General features: G+C 32.0%; 22 protein-coding genes and 1 tRNA gene. 10 read left to right on the top strand and 13 right to left on the bottom strand.

Annotated elements, in window-relative coordinates; genetic code table 11:
* Positions 1-4 precede the first annotated feature (4 nt).
* The 6 genes from ACXGSQ_RS17290 (at position 5) to ACXGSQ_RS17265 (ending at position 4,490) form a co-directional block, all read left to right on the top strand.
* Positions 5-1,960, top strand: coding sequence for an OmpA family protein (locus ACXGSQ_RS17290; protein WP_458627385.1), 1,956 nt, complete (start codon positions 5-7; stop codon positions 1,958-1,960).
* A gap of 127 nt (positions 1,961-2,087) precedes the next feature.
* Positions 2,088-2,612 (top strand): isopentenyl-diphosphate Delta-isomerase, encoded by a 525-nt coding sequence (gene idi / locus ACXGSQ_RS17285; protein ID WP_458627384.1) that lies wholly within the window; start codon positions 2,088-2,090, stop codon positions 2,610-2,612.
* On the top strand, positions 2,612-3,022 hold the full coding sequence (locus ACXGSQ_RS17280; protein ID WP_458627383.1) for a 6-pyruvoyl trahydropterin synthase family protein: 411 nt from the start codon (positions 2,612-2,614) through the stop codon (positions 3,020-3,022). The genes idi and ACXGSQ_RS17280 overlap by 1 nt, the downstream gene beginning before the upstream one ends.
* A gap of 10 nt (positions 3,023-3,032) precedes the next feature.
* Positions 3,033-3,995 carry a type I phosphomannose isomerase catalytic subunit gene (locus tag ACXGSQ_RS17275; RefSeq protein ID WP_458627382.1) on the top strand — a complete coding sequence of 321 codons (963 nt, stop codon included), beginning with the start codon at positions 3,033-3,035 and terminating at the stop codon, positions 3,993-3,995.
* 81 nt (positions 3,996-4,076) lie between these two features.
* Complete coding sequence (locus ACXGSQ_RS17270) at positions 4,077-4,346, top strand: hypothetical protein (protein WP_458627381.1); 270 nt, start codon at positions 4,077-4,079, stop codon at positions 4,344-4,346.
* 70 nt (positions 4,347-4,416) lie between these two features.
* Positions 4,417-4,490 (top strand) — tRNA-Thr (locus ACXGSQ_RS17265).
* A gap of 208 nt (positions 4,491-4,698) precedes the next feature.
* Here the strand turns inward: ACXGSQ_RS17265 and ACXGSQ_RS17260 are convergent.
* The 7 genes from ACXGSQ_RS17260 to ACXGSQ_RS17230 form a co-directional block, all read right to left on the bottom strand.
* Positions 4,699-5,409 carry a DUF4369 domain-containing protein gene (locus tag ACXGSQ_RS17260; protein ID WP_458627380.1) on the bottom strand — a complete coding sequence of 237 codons (711 nt, stop codon included), beginning with the start codon at positions 5,407-5,409 and terminating at the stop codon, positions 4,699-4,701.
* Between the two features lie 51 nt (positions 5,410-5,460).
* Positions 5,461-6,675 (bottom strand): DUF819 family protein, encoded by a 1,215-nt coding sequence (locus ACXGSQ_RS17255; RefSeq protein WP_458629378.1) that lies wholly within the window; start codon positions 6,673-6,675, stop codon positions 5,461-5,463.
* 561 nt (positions 6,676-7,236) lie between these two features.
* Positions 7,237-7,416 (bottom strand): type II toxin-antitoxin system antitoxin, encoded by a 180-nt coding sequence (locus ACXGSQ_RS17250; protein ID WP_458627379.1) that lies wholly within the window; start codon positions 7,414-7,416, stop codon positions 7,237-7,239.
* A 10-nt stretch (positions 7,417-7,426) separates the two neighbouring features.
* A complete protein-coding gene (locus tag ACXGSQ_RS17245; RefSeq protein WP_458627378.1) occupies positions 7,427-7,927 on the bottom strand; it encodes a hypothetical protein in 501 nt (166 codons plus the stop codon).
* Complete coding sequence (locus tag ACXGSQ_RS17240) at positions 7,927-8,085, bottom strand: DUF4177 domain-containing protein (RefSeq protein WP_458627377.1); 159 nt, start codon at positions 8,083-8,085, stop codon at positions 7,927-7,929. Before ACXGSQ_RS17240 ends, ACXGSQ_RS17245 begins: the two co-directional genes overlap by 1 nt.
* A gap of 178 nt (positions 8,086-8,263) precedes the next feature.
* Positions 8,264-9,124, bottom strand: coding sequence for an SPFH domain-containing protein (locus ACXGSQ_RS17235; RefSeq protein ID WP_458627376.1), 861 nt, complete (start codon positions 9,122-9,124; stop codon positions 8,264-8,266).
* Between the two features lie 364 nt (positions 9,125-9,488).
* Positions 9,489-10,415, bottom strand: coding sequence for an alpha/beta hydrolase (locus ACXGSQ_RS17230; RefSeq protein ID WP_458627375.1), 927 nt, complete (start codon positions 10,413-10,415; stop codon positions 9,489-9,491).
* Positions 10,416-10,983: 568 nt separating this feature from the next.
* Here ACXGSQ_RS17230 and ACXGSQ_RS17225 point away from each other — a divergent pair.
* Complete coding sequence (locus tag ACXGSQ_RS17225) at positions 10,984-11,664, top strand: M15 family metallopeptidase (RefSeq protein WP_458627374.1); 681 nt, start codon at positions 10,984-10,986, stop codon at positions 11,662-11,664.
* 3 nt (positions 11,665-11,667) lie between these two features.
* Here the strand turns inward: ACXGSQ_RS17225 and ACXGSQ_RS17220 are convergent, their stop codons facing one another.
* From ACXGSQ_RS17220 to ACXGSQ_RS17205, 4 genes are read right to left on the bottom strand one after another with little or no spacing between them, the layout of a single operon-like run.
* The gene (locus ACXGSQ_RS17220) at positions 11,668-12,186 is read right to left on the bottom strand and encodes a hypothetical protein (RefSeq protein ID WP_458627373.1); all 519 of its coding nucleotides are present in this window, start codon (positions 12,184-12,186) and stop codon (positions 11,668-11,670) included.
* A gap of 10 nt (positions 12,187-12,196) precedes the next feature.
* Positions 12,197-12,550, bottom strand: a complete 354-nt coding sequence (locus ACXGSQ_RS17215) for a DoxX family protein (protein WP_458627372.1) — start codon at positions 12,548-12,550, stop codon at positions 12,197-12,199.
* Positions 12,543-13,520, bottom strand: a complete 978-nt coding sequence (locus tag ACXGSQ_RS17210) for a hypothetical protein (RefSeq protein ID WP_458627371.1) — start codon at positions 13,518-13,520, stop codon at positions 12,543-12,545. Before ACXGSQ_RS17210 ends, ACXGSQ_RS17215 begins: the two co-directional genes overlap by 8 nt.
* A gap of 44 nt (positions 13,521-13,564) precedes the next feature.
* Positions 13,565-14,881 carry a hypothetical protein gene (locus ACXGSQ_RS17205; RefSeq protein WP_458627370.1) on the bottom strand — a complete coding sequence of 439 codons (1,317 nt, stop codon included), beginning with the start codon at positions 14,879-14,881 and terminating at the stop codon, positions 13,565-13,567.
* 129 nt (positions 14,882-15,010) lie between these two features.
* Between ACXGSQ_RS17205 and ACXGSQ_RS17200 the strand changes: the two genes are divergently transcribed.
* The 3 genes from ACXGSQ_RS17200 to ACXGSQ_RS17190 are packed head-to-tail and all read left to right on the top strand — an operon-like array spanning position 15,011 to position 17,202.
* Positions 15,011-15,556 (top strand): RNA polymerase sigma factor, encoded by a 546-nt coding sequence (locus tag ACXGSQ_RS17200; RefSeq protein WP_458627369.1) that lies wholly within the window; start codon positions 15,011-15,013, stop codon positions 15,554-15,556.
* On the top strand, positions 15,540-16,061 hold the full coding sequence (locus ACXGSQ_RS17195) for a hypothetical protein (RefSeq protein WP_458627368.1): 522 nt from the start codon (positions 15,540-15,542) through the stop codon (positions 16,059-16,061). Before ACXGSQ_RS17200 ends, ACXGSQ_RS17195 begins: the two co-directional genes overlap by 17 nt.
* On the top strand, positions 16,045-17,202 hold the full coding sequence (locus ACXGSQ_RS17190) for a hypothetical protein (protein WP_458627367.1): 1,158 nt from the start codon (positions 16,045-16,047) through the stop codon (positions 17,200-17,202). Before ACXGSQ_RS17195 ends, ACXGSQ_RS17190 begins: the two co-directional genes overlap by 17 nt.
* Positions 17,203-17,302: 100 nt before the next feature.
* Here the strand turns inward: ACXGSQ_RS17190 and ACXGSQ_RS17185 are convergent, their stop codons facing one another.
* Both ACXGSQ_RS17185 and rlmF read right to left on the bottom strand, forming a co-directional pair.
* Entirely contained in the window at positions 17,303-18,538 is a 1,236-nt protein-coding gene (locus ACXGSQ_RS17185) for a DEAD/DEAH box helicase (RefSeq protein ID WP_458627366.1), read from the bottom strand.
* A 36-nt stretch (positions 18,539-18,574) separates the two neighbouring features.
* Positions 18,575-19,531 (bottom strand): 23S rRNA (adenine(1618)-N(6))-methyltransferase RlmF, encoded by a 957-nt coding sequence (gene rlmF, locus ACXGSQ_RS17180; RefSeq protein WP_458627365.1) that lies wholly within the window; start codon positions 19,529-19,531, stop codon positions 18,575-18,577.
* Between the last annotated feature and the right edge of the window lie 130 nt (positions 19,532-19,661).

Raw genomic sequence — 19,661 nt, 5'->3', positions numbered from 1 at the left:
TATTATGAATACACGTATATATAAAATAATACTATGTTTTTTAACGCTCATGTGCTTTGGTAATTCTTTTGCACAAACGGGAAAATTAGAAAAAGCAAATGCGAAATACGATAAATATCATTATATCGATGCTCGGGAAATTTATTTACAAGTTGTAGCTAATGGTTACCGGTCTGCAGAAGTTTATAGGAAATTAAGTGATACTTATTATTTTAATAGTGAGTATTCTGGAGCTTCTAAATGGTATTATAAATTGTTAAATGAATTCCCTGAAGATTTGATTCCTATAGATTACTTTAGAGCAGCGCAATGCTTTAAAAGTGCAGGTGAATTAGAAGAAGCACAACGATTAATGAAAATTTATAGAGCTAAAGGAGGAACGGCTTTAACAGTCGATTCTTATAAAAACGTAGCAGATACACTTTTTGAAAAAGGAGTGAATAATAAATTATTTGAGATCGAAAAAATATCGGTAAATACCGAATATTCAGATTTTGGACCCGCATTTTATGGCAATAAAATTGTTTTTGCTTCAAGTGATAAATCTATTAATGAATTTGAAGAGAAATCCGTTGATCTGGCCGGATGGGATAAACAACCGTTTTTAGATTTATATCAGGTTGTCGTTGATGAAGAAATGAATTTAAAAGAAGTGGAGCCTTTAAAGGGAGAAATCAACACTAAATATCATGAGTCTACAGCCGTTTTTTCTAGCGATGGCAATACAATGTATTTTACAAGAAATAATTTTTTAGATGGAAAGAAAAGAAGAGATAAAGATTTTGTCATTCGACTTAAAATATACAAGGCAACTAAAGTTGGAGATGCTTGGGGAAATGTGAAAGAACTACCATTTAATAGCGATAGTTATTCTGTTGGTCATCCAGCATTAAACCCCGAGGAAAATAGACTTTATTTTGCTTCTGATATGCCTGGTACATTCGGAATGTCTGATATTTGGTATGTTAATATTTTGGGCGATGATAGTTATTCAAATCCTGTAAATATGGGCAATGAAATTAATACAGCGGCTAGAGAGACATTTCCATTTATAAGCACAGAGAATAACTTGTATTTTTCTAGTGATGGTCATAAAGGTTTTGGCGGTTTAGATATTTTTGTAACAAAACTAAAAGAAGATAAACATGGAGAGATCGTAACCTTTGGAGCGCCTATTAATAGTAGTAAAGATGATTTTAGTTTTATTATAAAAGAGGGGAGAATTGGGTATTTTACCTCTAATAGAGATGGTGAAGAAGGTAGTAAGAGTGATGACATTTATCAAATTTGGGAACGTTGTGAAATTACAATCCAAGGGCCAGTAACCGATGAAGAAACAGGTGAATTGTTGCCAAATGCTGAGGTCACACTTTTAGATAGTAATAATGAGGTTATTCAGTCACTAACTCTTGGAGAAGATGGGCTTTTTACTTTTACCTTAGATTGTAATGAACAGTATGTTATTAGAGCAAAAAAAGAAGGCTATAATCCAAAAGAAGAAATTTTTGAAACTCCAAAAAATCCTAAAACTATTGAGATGCCAATTGTCTTAAATATGCCATTAACGCTTAAGGTTATGGATCCATGCCCACCAAATGATTTAGGATGTAAATTAACTTTACAGCCCATTTATTTCGATTATGATCAGTCTAATATTCGATTAGATGCAGAAATCGAATTAGCTAAGATATTAGCCGCTTTAAATCAATATCCACAATTAAAAATTCATATAGAATCACATACAGATTCTAGAGGTAGAGATGGCTATAATCTAAAATTGTCCCAACGTAGAGCTAAATCTACATTGCAATGGTTATTAGATAAAGGGGTTGCTAAAAACAGGTTAACCGCAAAGGGTTATGGTGAATCTCAATTAATAAATGAATGCTCTAATGGTGTGGACTGTAGTGAAGAGGAGCATCAGTTAAATCGTAGGTCAATGTTTATTATTAAAGAATAACTAGTAATTATTATTCCAAAAAGAACGCCTTGTTTGTATTATACAGACAAGGTGTTTTTGGTTTTTACAATACCTTTTTATGAAAACATTAATGTATTTTTAAAGTTTTACTTGGTATTTTTGTGATATGATCGAAGAACAAGTCATCTTAGTAGATGAAAATGATAATAAAATTGGTTTAATGCCAAAACTAGAGGCGCATGAGAAAGCGCTTTTGCATCGTGCATTTTCCGTGTTTGTGTTTAATGATAAGAATGAACTCATGCTGCAGCAACGGGCTATGCATAAGTATCATACTCCGGGTTTATGGACGAATACCTGTTGCAGTCATCAGCGTGATGGCGAGACCAACATCGAAGCAGGTAAACGACGTTTGCAAGAGGAGATGGGGTTTGTAACGGAGCTTCAAGAAAAAACAGCGTTTATCTATAAAGCCCCTTTTGATAATGGTTTAACCGAGCATGAGTACGATCATATTATGGTTGGGTATTTTAACGGTAGTCCTCATATAAATGAAGACGAGGTAGCGAGTTGGAAATGGATGTCTTTAGATGCGGTAAAGGTAGATATTGCTGAAAACCCACAACGTTATACCGCTTGGTTTAAAATAATTTTCGAAAAATTTTATGAATTCATAAACGTTAATAAATAATGCGAGTTACAGTTCATAGAAAAGCACATTTTAATGCCGCACACAGGCTTTATAGAAAAGACTGGAGTTTTGAGAAAAATGATGCCGTTTTTGGTTTGTGTAATAACCCAAATTTTCATGGGCACAATTATGAGTTAATTGCAAGTGTTACAGGTGAAATTGACCCCGAAACAGGCTATGTAATTGATATTAAGACCTTAAAAGATATTATTAAATTAGAAGTTGAAGATGCCTTTGATCACAAGAACTTAAATGTTGAAGTTCCTGAATTTAAAGACCTAAATCCTACAGCAGAGAATATAGCTGTAGTTATCTATAATAAAATTAAGCCAAAACTCGATCCTAAGTTTCATCTAGAAATTACACTTTACGAAACGCCTCGTAATTTTGTAACGTATTCTGGAAATTAATAAAGAAAACATGTTATATCCGCTAAAATTTCAACCGATTCTTAAAGATAAAATTTGGGGAGGAGAAAAGTTAAATCAGTATTTTAATAAAGCTTCTACTTCTAAAATTTTAGGTGAGAGCTGGGAGATTAGTACAGTACCTAATGATATTTCTATTGTTAGTAATGGAGAATTAAAAGGACAATCACTTCAAGATTTAGTCGATATCTATAACTCTAAGCTTTTAGGAGATAAAAATTGGAAGCGTTTTGGGAATGCATTTCCATTACTGATTAAATTTATTGACGCTAAAGAAGATTTAAGTATTCAGTTACATCCTAATGATGAATTGGCAAAAAAACGACACAATTCATTTGGTAAAACCGAGATGTGGTATGTTATGCAAGCGGACAAAGATGCAAACTTAATTGTAGGGTTTAAAGGAAAGGTAGATAAAGCCACCTATTTAGAGCATTTAGAACATCATAAGCTTACTGAAATTTTAAATTTTGATACCGTAAAAGAAGGGGATACGTATTTTATAGAAGCCGGCAGAGTGCATGCTATTGGTGCTGGAGTGTTATTAGCAGAAATTCAGCAAACAAGTGATGTAACATATCGTGTTTACGATTGGGATCGTGTTGATGCTAATGGTAATGGACGCGAATTGCATAACGATATTGCTATTGATGCTTTTGATTTTGAAATGGAAAACGATTTTAGAATCGACTACAAAAAACAAAAAAATGTAACTAACGAAATGGTAAGTTGCCCTTTCTTTACGACAAATTTTATAGAAATAACCTCTAAAATTGAAATTCAAAATACTCACGATTCGTTTTTGATATATATGTGTGTCGATGGAGATGTTGAAGTTTCTACCAAAAATTCGAAAGAATATATTTCAAAAGGAGAAACCATTTTGATTCCGGCAGAAATTGAAAATTTTAAATTAAAATCTGATTACGGAAAACTTCTAGAGGTCTACGTTTAAAACTTTAGATAAAAAGTAACAATGAGATCGAATAACTAAAAGGATTTAGTATTTTTGCGGTTATTATAAAAAATAATTATCATGGCAAACAAAAGAGAATTAAAAAAAGATATCAATTACGTCTTAGGAGATATTATTGAAGCAGTGTATGTTTGGGAATTAGCGAATGCAGAAAAGCCAACTAAAGAAAGTGAAGCTGTTATAGATGAAGCTATCGTAACGTTTGATGAGTTAATTGCTCGTGTGAATGACAGAAGTGTAGAAAATAAGAAAGCTCATTTTAAAGCAATTAGCGCAGACCTTGAAACCAAAGGAAGAGCACTTATCGAAAAAATCAATAAATTAAAGTAAATTGGTTTGCATATTTAAAAATCTATTTTAAATTTGCGCTCGCTTACCGATATAAGGTAAGCATTTTATTGCCGATGTAGCTCAGCTGGCTAGAGCAGCTGATTTGTAATCAGCAGGTCGTGGGTTCGAGTCCCTCCATCGGCTCTTAATTAAAACTTCAATTACTGTAAAGTACTTGGAGTTTTTTTTGTTTAGACCACAATGATGAATAAAGTAGAAGAAATACGAGTACAGAATTTGTTAAGGTTGTGTCGTTCTATATGCTTTATAAAATAAAAAAAATCCAATCATAAACATGATTGGATTTTTTAATAATATTTATTGAAAATCATACGGTATTTTGGACTTCTTACTAATTGGCAGAATTCCTATGTTCTATAAAGTCACTTAATTTTTTGCCATAAAGTGAATTTTTAATTTCAGGTGTAAGATTATTATAAATAGAATCAATATAGACTGGATTAGCATTTCGTGCCTCGTATAAGGCCAAATAAGGTGCAATTTCGCTATCCTTATTGTTCATTGCATATTGTATGGTATAGGCATATTTACGCTTTATAAGGTGATCTGCTAGTTTATTCAATGAATCGAGTGCAATACTATCCTTTTTTTCTTGAGCCTTAAAACTTGCTTCAATAATATCTAGGTTTCTATTATTATAATTAGACATAACACTAATATACGCATCTAAAAGTTCTTGTTGTTTAGAGCCTTTAATTTTAGAGTCAAAATTAAAATTCTTTAATGTAGACGTGATTTCTGTAACTCCTTTATCTGCAAAGAATGGAATATAATGTTCTTCTCCGTCGTTTTTAAATAATTTCAAATAAAGAAGAATGGGTTCGTCTATATTAGCTTGTAAAGTAAATTCTGGTTGCCCAGTAATACGCATAGAATCTAAATTTACAATACTAGAATCCCCATCTTTTTGAAGATAGACAACTCCTTTTTTTAACCCTTTAATATGACCTTTTAGGGTGAAATTGGAGTCATTGTTTTTACCGCAAGAAACGGCCAATATTACTAAAATTATGAGGCTTAGAGCTTTGTTTAATTTTGTCATGGTTTACTAAATAATTAGGTGCGCAAATATCTTATAATAGTTTAATAAATACTAACCTGCAGCTGCTATTTTCATAAGTTCTGCACAAAGAATCGCTCCATAAGTTCCAACAACATAACCAAACACCGCTAATAATGCCCCAACAGTTGCTAGAGACGGGTGAAAAGCAGCAGCAACAACAGGAGCAGAAGCAGCTCCTCCAACATTTGCTTGGCTACCAACTGCTAAAAAGAAGAATGGTGCTTTTATAAGTTTAGCTACTAATATTAATAATAAAGCATGAATAGTCATCCAAACTAATCCGATTAATATAAGTCCAGGATTTTCAAAGATTTTACCTAAATCCATTTTCATTCCAATAGTTGCAACAAGAATATATATAAATACACTTCCTATTTTGCTAGCACCGGCTCCTTCGTAATTTTTAGCTTTCGTAAATGATAATAAAACTCCAATTAGTGTGGCAATAGAGATAAGCCAAAAGAAACCACTTCCAAAAGATGATAAAGCACTTTTAGGATTACTTACAGCTTCAAAGTTGTCTTTTAGATACACTGATATATTGTCGGCCCCAAAATGTGCAATTCCAACAGCGCCAAAGGCAAAAGCTAGAATTACAATGATATCGGTTAATGATGGATTCCGTGTGATTTTATCACTAAAATTCTGCACCTTATTTTGAAGTTCATTAATTGCTGTATTATCTGCTTTTAACCAATTGTCAATCTTTTTTCGTTTCCCAATGCCTAGTAGAATTATTGCCATCCAAATATTAGCAACGACAATGTCTACTAAAACCATTCCCCCATAAAGTTCTTGGTTAAATTCATAAATTTCTAACATTGCCGCTTGGTTGGCTCCGCCACCAATCCAACTTCCGGCTAGGGTTGCTAATCCTCTCCATGTGGCATCAAATCCTGCGCCACCAACAGTTTCGGGAGAGAACGATGAGATTAATAAAATGGCTATAGGTCCTCCAATTACAATTCCTATGGTTCCAGTGAAGAACATAACTAATGCTTTCCATCCTAGGTTAAAAATAGCTTTTAAATCGATACTTAAAGTTAAAAGTACGAGCGAAGCAGGTAATAAATAACGACTTGCAATAAAATAACTTTGAGAGATTTCATCTGAAATTAATCCGAATGAGTTAAATATAGCAGGAACTAAATAACACATTAATAGGGCAGGTACAATACGATAGAATTTGTACCAGAATCCTGTTTTCTTAGATTCTGTGAAAAAGACAAATCCTAATGCAATCATTAATAAACCAAAGACAATAGCATCGTTTTTAAATAACACCCATTGATTGGCTGTTGCTTTTTCAATCTTTTGTTTTTTTAATGGCACATTAGTGTCATCTAAAATAAAGTTGGTAGATATTAATTTTATAAGTTCTCTATCCTTGAAACGATTTTCTGTTTTCATCTTTAAATCGAATAAAGATGCTTTTTTTTCAAATTTTATAGGTGATGAATGGTTATATTCAATACTGTAAATCTTATTGGTGTTGTTATACTTGTAGGTGCCTTCTGTAATCTTTTTACTAGGAATAAATTGAACAACTTCAGCTAAATCGTCGGAAATGGTAAATTCAATTTTAAAGGCATTGAAGGATATAGAATCTAGTTTTACTGGTATTGTAAATTCTTCGGAATGATTGGTATTGGATTTTTCAAACGTCAAGGTTTGAGCGAATGAAAAATTGATACTAAATAAGAATAAGGATAGTATTAATAGTGTCTTAAATAATGATTTCATATTCTAGCTTTATTTCAGCGCAAAATACAAAAATTTAAAACTAAAAAAAGTGACCGTTTCCGGTCACTTTTTTTCTGTGGGTTTATCTTTTAGTTTGGGTTGTCTATTGTGTTCTTTGAGATATTGCATTAGCATCCATTCTATCTGACCATTAGTACTACGAAATTCGTCCGAAGCCCATTTTTCAACGGCTTTCAGCATATCTTCATTCATTCGTAGTGCAAAGGCTTTCTTTTTAGACATTATAGTTTTGTTATTTTAATTTCGATTTATAAGTCGCTATGACGTTTTTTACTTCGTCCTGTTTCTGTGTGCCGATGAGTATTTTTTTTTCGTTCTTCAAAATTAATTGAATTCCGATGTCTCCTGAAACGTTTATGGCTTTACCTTTCGATTTATTCCAAAGTATGCCGCCTTTTAGTCCCCAACCTCCATATTCGCCTATGGGATCATACGTTCTGACATAAACCTTATGGATTTCATCCCATTTGATGACCTTAAAGCTCCAATGAAAAGGAAAGAATTTATAATGAATTCCTTTTTCGTCTATACGCGTCGTTAGTTTAAAGAAAAATATTAATCCTGTAACTAAAATTACGACAAGTATTAATCCAGTTAATTCTAAAACAGAAGATTTAGAAGGGTCTTCTAAATACTCATTTATATAAACGGAAATTGGAACGATTGCACTTACCATTAAAACTATAATAAGCCACACTTGATTAAAACGTTGTTCTTCTTTAAAGATTCTCATTATCTATTTTTATCACGTTCAAAAACGACTGAAGACCAATTAACAGCAATATTCTTAACAACCCATCCTTCTCGTGCATACTGATTGAGAAGATCTTCAAAATTTTGAATACGATTTCTGAAGCCTAATTTAAGCATAACGACTTTATATTCTTTCATAACGTATCTGTTTTAAAAATCACGAAGGCAAATATAATACCTATTATGGTTCCGATAATTGAACCAAATATCAAGCTGGTTGCAATGCTGTCTGTTATGGCCCCAATTGTGGTCCCAATACTACTTCCAATAGCTGATCCTATACCGATGCTATAAACTTGTTTTTGATTCATATTTATTAATGGTTTAAAGTTCCTGCGTTTAAAACAGGTGACGCATCTTTGTCACCACATAGTACAACCATAAGATTACTTACCATTGCAGCTTTGCGTTCTTCGTCTAAATCGACAACATTTTTTTTGCTGAGTTGCTCAATGGCCATTTCTACCATACTTACGGCACCTTCTACAATTTTATGCCGCGCTGCAACAATAGCAGTAGCTTGTTGACGCTTTAACATGGCATTAGCGATTTCTTGCGCATAGGCTAAATAGCCTATTCTAGCTTCTAAAACTTCGATACCAGCAATGGATAAACGCTCGTCTATCTCTTTTTCTAAGGCGTTGCTGACTTCATTAACGCTTGAGCGTAAGGTGATATCTTCGTCAACACCTTCGTCAGCAAAATTGTCATAAGGGTACATACTTGCCAATTTACGAACAGCGGCATCGGTTTGTACACGTACAAAGTTTTCGTAATTATCAACGTCAAATGCGGCTTTGTAGGTGTTTTGAACACGCCAAACTAAAATGGTGCTAATCATTATAGGGTTTCCTAGTTTGTCGTTCACTTTTAAACGTTCACTATCAAAATTGCTCGCTCTAAGTGAAATTTTCTTTTTGGTATAAAAAGGATTTACCCAATAGAAGCCATTCTTTTTAACTGTACCAACATATTTTCCAAATAAAAGCAAAACTCTAGAGCCGTTAGGTTGTACCATTAAAAAGCCAAAAGCTAAAAGTAATGCTATAGCAATACCAAACACAGGCCAGCCGGTTTCTGTTATAGTGATAAGTGCAATACTACCAAAGAAGAGTAGTATAAATAAGAACAACATTAGGTATCCGTTTGCTGGGATAATGATTTTTTCTTCTTTCATGATTTAAAAAATTTGATTGGTTAATAATTTTAATTAATCAATATGATATTAAAATGATATCATAAAGATATGGTTTAAAATATAAGTATCCAAATAGAATTTTTTGTTACAGTTTTCTTAAAAAGAATTAAAATATAAAGTTTGGCACAAGGTTTGCATATTACTAATTGTAATGCTTATTACAGCTGTTATCAACTGATAGCAGTACTACAAAGTCGTAACATTACATTGGTTGGTTAGTTAGAAAATGCATCTCGTGGTTGGGATGCTTTTCATTATTATTTAGTTGGTTAAGTAGAAAAAGCATCTCATTTCTGATTATGATCAGGCGAGATGCTTTTCTTTTTAAGTAGATATAAAGTCCTTAAGACTTTATAAAGTCGGTTAAACCAGTCATAAGTTGTGGAGAAATCGCTCTAAACGATTCGTTATACGATTTTGAATTTTCTAAATCATCACCTTCAATTTCAAAAAGCACATGATTCATGTTTTCTATAATTAGCAGTTCCGCTTTAGTATTGGCTTCTTTTAAAACTTTAGCTTCATCAACTGAGACTTGAAGATCTTTTGTGCCATTTACAATAAGTATTGGCATTTTTAATTCTTTTATAATTTTGGTAGGGTAGTAGGTCATCCAATTTATCATAAAGTCTTGAATGTTTGGACCAAATAATGATCCTAATGCCTCAGGGTAATCTGTTGTTGTTTTACCTTGTTTTAATATCGTAACCACACGTTGTGTTTCTTCACCTAGTTTTGGTGCCATTTTAGTCACTTGTTCTATTAGAACATCTCCTATATTGTTGCCAGCACCGGCTAGAGAAATAAACCCATCGGCTTTATCCTTCGCGGCTAACATTCCGACTAAACTACCTTGACTATGGCCAATGACATAGATTTTACCGTAAGCATCCTTTTCCTTAAAAAAGCTAATGATTTCTGATGCGTCGTTTACAAAATCATCAAACATAATGTTTTTGTCTACTTGGTTTTTAAGTATTTGTTTTACAATGCGTTTGTCGTATCTAAAAGTGGCAATACCATTTTCTGTAAGACCCTCTGCTAATTTTTTTAAAGAGTTATTTTTTAGAAAATTTTGATTACCGTTCCGGTTGGTAGGGCCCGATCCTGCAATAATAATGGCTAAATTAGGTTTATTACTCGCTATTGGTGTTAGTAATGTACCATCTATCCATTGGGTTATTGACAATTCTTCCTCGTTATATGTTTTGTCTTGACTAAAGCCAAGCATGCTAACTAAACAGAGAATAAGTATTAAATAGTGTTTCATTTTTAATTTTTTAAGAGGTATAAAGTTAATTCATAATCACTGAATTCAATGTTTGTTTTAAATATTATACCAAATTTATAGGTTATTTATTGAAATATCAATTTTGTTAAAACCGCATTTCATCGTTCAAATGCGTTATTTTGTCTTTAAACGTTAAAATTGTATGTATTTCGTCGATTAAATATGTTTTTTAGCGACACCATTCAAAATGAATTATATATTTGACCCGTACTAAAATTTAGTTTTTAGTTCAATGGATTAATTAATTAATATTTGCCTTATGTTGAGTTGGCTTAGAGACCCTGAATCTACCAGCATAGAAAAAAGCAAATAAACGAAAACCGAGATTGAGGGATCTCGGTTTTTTGTTTTTTATAATGTCAAGTTTGTCGGTGTTCAACTTCAATTTTAGATTGTTTTAACTCCAGGAATATATTTTGGAGACTAGTTTAATTTCTTTTTTTTTGACACATTAATTGTTATTATTAGGTTTTTAATTTCTATGATTATAATGTTGTTTTATTAAAATAAGTTTCTACTGTATTTTTTATTAATTTAGTATTTTGATATGAATTACAAAACGCTACTATATATTGGGAGTTTAATCCTTTTGACTTTCGGGTTTCAACAAAAGCAAACTTTGCCAGATGGTTTTGTGTATGCTAAATCTATGATTCCTGATTTGGATGTGGAATTGAGATACTTTTCGCAAAACAATTTTGTTGGAGATACGATTGATGGTTATAATGCTAACCGCTTAATCTTAACCACAGGTGCTGTTGAAAAATTAAAACGGGTTCAAGATGAATTGCAATCACAAAATTTATGTTTAAAAATTTATGATGGCTACAGACCACAAAGGGCTGTAAATCATTTTATTCGATGGGCAAAAGATCTAAATGATACCATTAATAAACAACAATTTTATCCAGAAGTTAATAAGAGAAACTTATTTAAAGCAGGATATATTGCATCGCGATCTGGTCATAGTAGAGGTAGTACTGTGGACTTAACGATTATAGATGGGGAAACAGGCGAGCCTTTAGATATGGGCAGTCCTTATGATTTTTTTGGTGAAGCTTCTTGGATTGCACATGATGCTTTAACTGTTGAGCAAAAGAAAAATAGACAGTTATTACAAACTGTAATGTTGAAACATAATTTTAGAAATTACCCAAAAGAGTGGTGGCATTTTACGTTGCGATGGGAGCCTTTTCCTAAGACTTATTTTGATTTTGAGGTAGAGTAATTCTTATTTTTTAAGTTGTAAATCAACGGCAACATCTTGTGTGCCATGATATTTGGCTCCAAAGTAAATCGTTATATCATATTTAATATTATAAATCTTTAGAACAGCATCTAAATCATCTTTTTTTGCTTTAGCTAATTTTAAATCATTTCTATACGTATTTAGTGGCCCTACAGCAAGAGGAAGAATGACTAATAAACCTACTGATGATATGATAAAGGGGGCTGCTGCAATAACCCTAAAATTTAATAGATATTGAGCTAAAAAATAGCCAGCTAAAATAACAGAAATGGCTATCGTAAGGAATACAACAAAATTAGTATAGACTAATAATTTTGTTTTAAGTACGGCTTCATACGTAATGTTTATAGCTTTAATTTTTGCTTCTAATTTATCATCTAGTTTGGCATTTACGCATGTTGTCTTAAAGTCGGGTTTTCTATCAGTTAAGGCACAAATTGTACCTGTTTTAAAATCAATTTTTTGATGATCGCAGAATTGGCAATGTTTGGTAATAATCATAGCTATTAACTTATAAATATATCCAAGCCCAATACATCAACCCAAACTGTAGTGGTAAGCGTATAAGTAATATCCATTTTGGAATTCCAGCAGAAGCTTTTTCTCCAGAAAGCATATAAACATGTACCAAAAGAAATACAGCCAACATTAGAATAATACCATAGATAGAAATTACTTTTAATGTAGGGATACACAAACCAATACCTAAAAAGACTTCTGCGATACCACTTAAGTAAACCAATATTTTATGATTTGGTAAATACTTTGGCATAATACGCATATAAGATTTTGGTCGTATAAAGTGCATAAACCCTGCAATTATATACATTGCAGCCATAAGGTATAAACCAATGGGATCATTCATCTTTATATGTTTTGTAGGTTAAGCCTATACCATAATTAAAAAGATTCTTGTCTAATAAACTCGATTTAAATTGATGGCCTTTGTCAAACTTTACCCAATTATTTCCATTAATAAATACGCGCTTAATATAGGTGTTTTTGCTTTCAATTTCATCTGTAAAAGGCAATAATGGTCTAAAATTAGTTGGGATTTTAACAACACCACCAGTTTTAGAAACAATCTCTTTATATTTTTTGTTAGGTAGTAGTTTTCCGTCTTTATTAGTATAGCCTAAAACTTGTAGTGATACAAAAAAACCATTTTCAGGAATATAGATATCATAATCATTTACATTTAAATCATAAGCATCTCCATCTTTTTCAGTAGCTCTAAAAACGATGGTTTCATTGGTTAGTACGTTACCAGGAACACCATTATTGTTGGTGTAAAATTTCACTTTAAATAAGGTGGAAAACTTTTTCTTATCGCTATTAGAACGGTTGCGTTTTTTCCAATCTTTAGATTCTAGTGCAATAGGAAATAATACGTTAGTTAGCTTTTGATCTTTGGTTGTCGTTTTAGGAAAATAAACCGCAATTTCAGATTCTATAGTAGGCAGCCAACAATTATAATAATCGTCATCTAAAGAGGGTTTCAGTTTTTCTTCTTTAAATTTCCGATCTATTTTATTAGCAATCATAACCGCATCTAGTTGATGCGCTTCGGGTTGCATTAACAATTGACTGGGTAAATTATGAGTGGCAATATTTAAGTCTTTAAAACCTAAAGCCGAAATAAATAAGGAATCAATATCTGGATATAATTTTTTTGTAAAAACAAATTGACCTTCATCATCAGCAAAAAGACCGTTGCCATTGCCAAAAGAAATGGTGGCATAACTCACAGGGTATTTGGTAATACTATCTTTAATAGTTATTTGAGCAAACGAGATTTGCCCAATAAATGCTAGAATAAATAAAATTTTATGCATGGTTAAGTGTATAGATTTTAAAGATACATTATTTATACTGTATGCTAATTTGGATAATACCAAAATGGTATAGAAGCTTGAGTTATAGATAGGGTATCAGATGCTTTTAGTTCCCTGCGTTTTACATGTAGCATATGCTTACCTTCATCTATGTTTTTTAAACCAATATAGGTTTCAAAGCCGTTTTGTTTTTTTATAGTTTTACCGAGTAAAAATTCGGTTTTATATAAAGTAGAATCAATTTCAACAGAATAGAGTGAATTAAATGTATCCAAATAGTTGTTTTTTAATGCATTAGTGTTGGAGTCATAATTGATTGTGCTGATTTCTGATGTAATACCTCTAGCATCTTCATCAACTTTTAAACTTGGGTTGAAGAGGTAAATTTCATCCTCTATATATTTATCAAAAGCTATAAATACTTTGATGTACGGATCGCTTATAACTTTACTATTGATAGCAATGTTTTTAATAAAATCAGATTCCTCAATTAACATATCTTCGTAATTTGCAGAATTAGAAATGTTAGTACTCGAGTCCTCAATAAAATTAAAATAGTTAGATTGATTGTAATATAAAGAGGTCATCCATACCAATAAAATATAAATAGGAACTAAAAAGAGACTCAGGCGTTTTCCGAATTTATTGTCTAGAAAATTATAAACTAATGGTCGGTATAAAAAGGAAAGTGTGATAATACTAAAAACCCAGTAGAAAGGGAAATATACTTTGCTGAGCCATTTTTTCTTTTTTAAATAACCGAGTGTAATAAAGTCGATAAACGTTAATAGCATACCAATAATTACAAATGCTAAAAGGATAATGCCAACATACGTAGAAAAATCACGAAAAGTATGACCATTTAAAAACACTGAAATTATTGTAGCAATTGACCCTATGATTAGAACAAGAGCGAGTAAATAAAAGATGAGCAAAAACGTGATTGCGAAAATGATGCTACAGTAGTCTTCTAATCTTGCAATGTACCTATCAAAAGAACCAACTTTTATTTTTAGATAGTTGCTAAATCGTTTAGTGTAATTTAAGGTATCGTATTCAATGTCGCCAGAAACATACCGTAATCCTAAGGCACCAATCCATAAGCCTCGTAGAAGAACGTGAAGAAGTAAGTTGAAAATTAATATGGAACATGCAGAAATCGCAAGAATTAAAATCAGCGTAAAAAACAGATTATTATCGTTTTGAGACTGGTGATAGGCCATTTTTATTTCTAAAGCAGGATAGGCTGAGAATAATCCAAAAATAGCAAAACCAGAAATCAGCAATTCTAATTGCCAGCTCTCTTCTTGTAATCGATCTAATAATTTTTTAAACGCAGGTTTCTTGTAATCGTCGCTCATCTTTATATTGGGTAGATTGAAATTCAGGTTAAAATTAGACATATTCAATTAAAATCAATCGTTTTTATTCTATTTTGAAACTCTTTACAAATTCTGTCGTTTTTATAATAGAAACCGCTAACCAACCCAATGCACAAATTAGAGACGAAACTTATTAAGCTTTGCAAAAAAGGAAATGACGTTGCGCAAATGCAAGTCTATGATAAATATAGTCAAGCTATGTATACCGTTGCTTGTCGTTATTTGAATGAAGAAGATGCGAAGGATGCGATGCAAGACGGTTTTTTAAAAGCGTTTAGACATATTGATAGCTATAAACCCGAAGCCACTTTTGGAGCTTGGTTAAAACGTATTATCATTAACCAGTGTTTAGACGTTTTAAAGAAAAATAAACTAGAGTTTGAAGCGGTTGAAGTTTCAGAATTGCAAATCTCAAATGAAGACGATTGGCAATTTGATATTGCAATTACAAAGCAAGAGATTTTATGTGCTATTGATCAGATCACTGAAAAACATAGAGTAGTAGTGAAGCTTTATTTATTAGAGGGCTACGATCATGAAGAGATTTCAGACATCTTAGAAATTCCCGTAAAAACCTCACGTACACATCTAAGACGTGGGAAATTAAAGTTACAAGACCTATTAAAACAAAAGTACAATGAAGCAAGATATTAGAACTTTATTTACAGAGGAAGACGATTTAAAACCGCTTCCTAAAAATCATAGAAGTGAATTTGCAGATAAGCTTAAAAAGCAATCCAAACCAAAGCAAAATCCTTATACTTGGTTAGGTGCTGCAGCTATTTTAATTATGGCATTAACTATAGGGTTTAATGCTCTGGAAATGGAAACAAAACTAGAACAAAATCAGGTGTCACCAATAGTAGCACAAGTAGAAGCTGTTGAGGCAGCATATCTTAAAGATATTGAAACCGAATGGCAGAGTTTTGTAGCTATTGCAGATGATGCTGTTTTGGTAGAACGGTTTAGAAAAAAATTGAAAGACTTAGATGCAGATTATCAAGATATTTCTCTTCAGTTTAAAGACGATGCTAATAATATTTTAGTCATTGAAGCATTAGTTGAAAACCTTCAAACACGATTACAGATTTTAAAAGACATTCAAAAACACATCAACATATTAAATCAAAAAAACGGACATAATGAAAACACCATTTAAAATTTTAGCATTGATGCTCATCACATCATTGCAGGTTCAGTCTCAAATTAAAGAGATATTTAAAGAAAGCTTTGATGCTGCAAATCTGAATAACTTAGTTTTAAATTTAGAAGGAACTTATGTAGAAATAGAAGCATCAGAAGACAATAAAGTTCATTTTGATTATACGATCGAATTTGAAAACTATTCAAATAAGGAAATTGAGAAAATTTTAAATGCCGTTAAGCCTGAATCACAAATTGTAAATGATAAATTAGAGTTTAAAAGTAAAGGGAACAATATAGCGAGTGATGTTACTTATTCTATTGAAACACTTTATGGAATTACTTTTGAAGGTGATTATATTAATTTTAAAGAACCAACAACTAGGATGTTTAGGAAGTCTAAACAGTATTTTTTAGATATTAATAGTGGTTCTAGAGGAAAAAGCTTAAAAGAGTATTTAAAGAATTTAAGAGAGGTTGATAATAAGGGGGAAAAAAGGAAAATTAATTCTAAAAGTGTAAAAGTATTAAGAACTAAATTCATAATAAAAATACCTTCTCATATTAACTTAAGGATTATGGCTGTAAATTCTAGTATGACATTCAAACTAGATTTAGACAGTCAGTTAAATGTAAATGCAAGAAATACGAGTTTGAAATTCCAAAGTATTAAGAATCCTTTAAATAATCTTGATATTGTTAACGGGAGTTTCAGATGTAATACTTTAAATGGTGGTTCATACAAATTTAATCATGCAGAGGTAGTTCAAATAGCAGAGGTGAAAAACCTGACTATTGATGGTGAATTTTCAACAACAAAAATTGGAGAAGTAGGGGAGCATGTGAAAATAGTAGATTTTAATGGGAAATTTTGGCTTCATAATTTCTCAAATAATTTTAAAGATTTTCAAATGGATACAGAATATTCAGAAATCAATCTTTTTTATCCGGAAGACATGAAATATTATATTGAAACTTACGGGAACGATACAGTACATTCTCATGATAGTGTCACGTTTGAAATAGAGCCAAGTCGAAAAAATAGACTATCAAAAATGATGGTGATAGGTGAGGAATCAAACCCAAACAAAATTCAAATTAATTCAGTTCACGGAATTATAAGATTTGGAGAGGATTTTATTGATCTAAAAGAGTAATTCAGAATATATATTAAAACAAAAAAAGCACTTAGTTTATCCAAGTGCTTTTTATTTTTTCTAACAGCTAACAGCTAACAGCTAACAGCTAACAGCTATTCTAATACCAACGTTTTTTCTTCTTCTTAGAGGCTTCACTCTTACGACCTTTTTTATACTTGCTACCTTGTCGTTTATGCACAATAGGTTCTGCTTTAGGATCTAAAGGATAAGGATGTTCGGTTTCTACAGGAATCTGAACATTAATAGCTTGTTCTATCTTTTTTACATAATTTTTCTCATCAGCAGAACACAGCGAATAAGCGTTACCTGTATGTCCAGCTCTACCAGTTCTACCAATTCTATGTACATAAGTTTCTGGTATGCCTGGCATATCAAAATTAAGAACGTTATCTAGTTCGTTTATATCAATACCACGTGCAGCAACATCTGTAGCAATCAGTATTTTAACGTAACCGTTTTTAAATTTGTTTAAAGCCGTTTGTCTTTCGCTTTGTGGTTTATCTCCATGAATACTATTTACAGAGAATCCGTTTTTTAATAAGGTAGCTTCAAGTTTATCTACGCCATTTCTAGTACGTCTAAAAATAAGAACGTTACCTTCAATTGTGTTGCGCATTAAATGTAAACACAATTCAATTTTATTTTGCTTTGGTACATAGTACAATACCTGATTCACATTTTTAGCAACCGATTTTGTCGGAGTCACATCAATACGTTCTGGATATTTAAGCAAGGTGTTGGCTAATTCTTCAATTTTAAATGGAATCGTTGCCGAGAATAATAAGGTTTGCTTGTCTTGAGGACAAAGACGTTCAATCTTTTTTACATCATCAATAAAACCCATAGCTAACATTAAATCCGCTTCATCTAAAACAAAGGTTTCAACAAAATCGAGATTGATATAATCTTGCTTGTGTAAATCGAGTAAACGACCAGGTGTTGCCACTAAAATATCAACGCCTTTCTTTAACGTATCTATTTGTGGCTCTATAGATGCACCACCAAAAACGACTAACGACGTTAGATTAGTAAACTCAGCATAGGTTTTAAAATTCTTTTGAATTTGAATGGCTAATTCTCGTGTAGGACTTATTATCAGCGCTCTTATTCTTTTACCTTTTTTAGGAGCATCTTGTTTATCGTACAATTGCTGAAGAATAGGTAAGGCAAAAGCTGCCGTTTTTCCTGTACCGGTTTGTGCAGAAACAATAACGTCTTTACGGTCTAAAACCAATGGAATAGTACGTTGTTGTACTAAGGTCGGTTCTGTATAACCAGAAGCTGCAACAGCTTTTAATATTGGTTTTATTAGGCTTAAGTCTTTAAATGACATGTGTTTTGTATTTATGGCAAAGGTAGAATAAATGTTTTACCAACGTTCTTGTATCCAATCGTTTTGTTCTTGTTCGGTTAAAAAAGTCCAAGCTATAAATCTACTGATTTTATGACCTTGTCCCATTTCAATAGTTTTTACAACAGTAGCATTCACTTTGTCTAAAACTTTATAGGTGGGTTTTAGTGTCGCTTCCTTAGAAATTAAACTTGTAAACCAATAACATTGTTTGCCAAAATGCTTGCTCTCATAAATCATGTCTTTTACAAAGCGTGCTTCACCACCTTTGGTCCATAATTCATTATGTTGCCCACCAAAATTTAAAAGTGCTTTATTAGGTCTTTTCCCTTTAAGATTCCTTTGTTTTTTCAAGCTTGCTTTTTGAGCATCTTCGGCAGAGGCATGAAATGGTGGATTACAAATGGTAAAATCTACTTTTTCTTCGGGTTTTAAGATGTCATAAAAAAAGTTGTTTGCTTTGTCTTGACGTCTAATTTCTAGAGTAGATCTTAATTTGTAATTTTTTTGCTCTATAGTTTTAGCAGATATAATAGCGGCTTCATCAGTATCACTTCCTATAAAGGACCAGCCATATTCATGCTGACCAATAATGGGGTAAATGCAATTGGCACCAACTCCAATATCTAAGCCTTTAATGTGATTTCCCTTTGGAATAACAGTACCATCTCCTTTTAATAAATCGGCGATATTATGAATATAATCGGCTCTGCCAGGAATAGGTGGGCATAAATAATGCTCAGGAATATCCCAATAGTCTAATCCGTAATGGTGAATTAATAAAGCTTTATTAAGTGCCTTTACAGCTGCAGGATTGAAAAAATCTACAGAATCATCACCATAGGTGTTTGGTGCCACATACTTGGCTAATTCTGGAGAACTTTTGATAAGTGCGTCAAAATTGTAGCGAGATCTATGCTGACTTCTTGGATGAAGTTCTGATTTTACTTGAGGATGTTGTTTTTTCTTTTCCAATGCTTAATAATTTAATAGGGGCAAAGGTAATGGAAAACAAATTGGGTTATTAAAACCTAAGCTTAAATAACCCAATAAATTAAATAAATAATGATAATGTGATTAATCTACTTTTTTAAACCGTAGAACC

The sequence above is a fragment of the Winogradskyella sp. PC D3.3 genome, from assembly GCF_054366245.1.
This window is presented reverse-complemented; position numbering and strand designations above follow the sequence as displayed.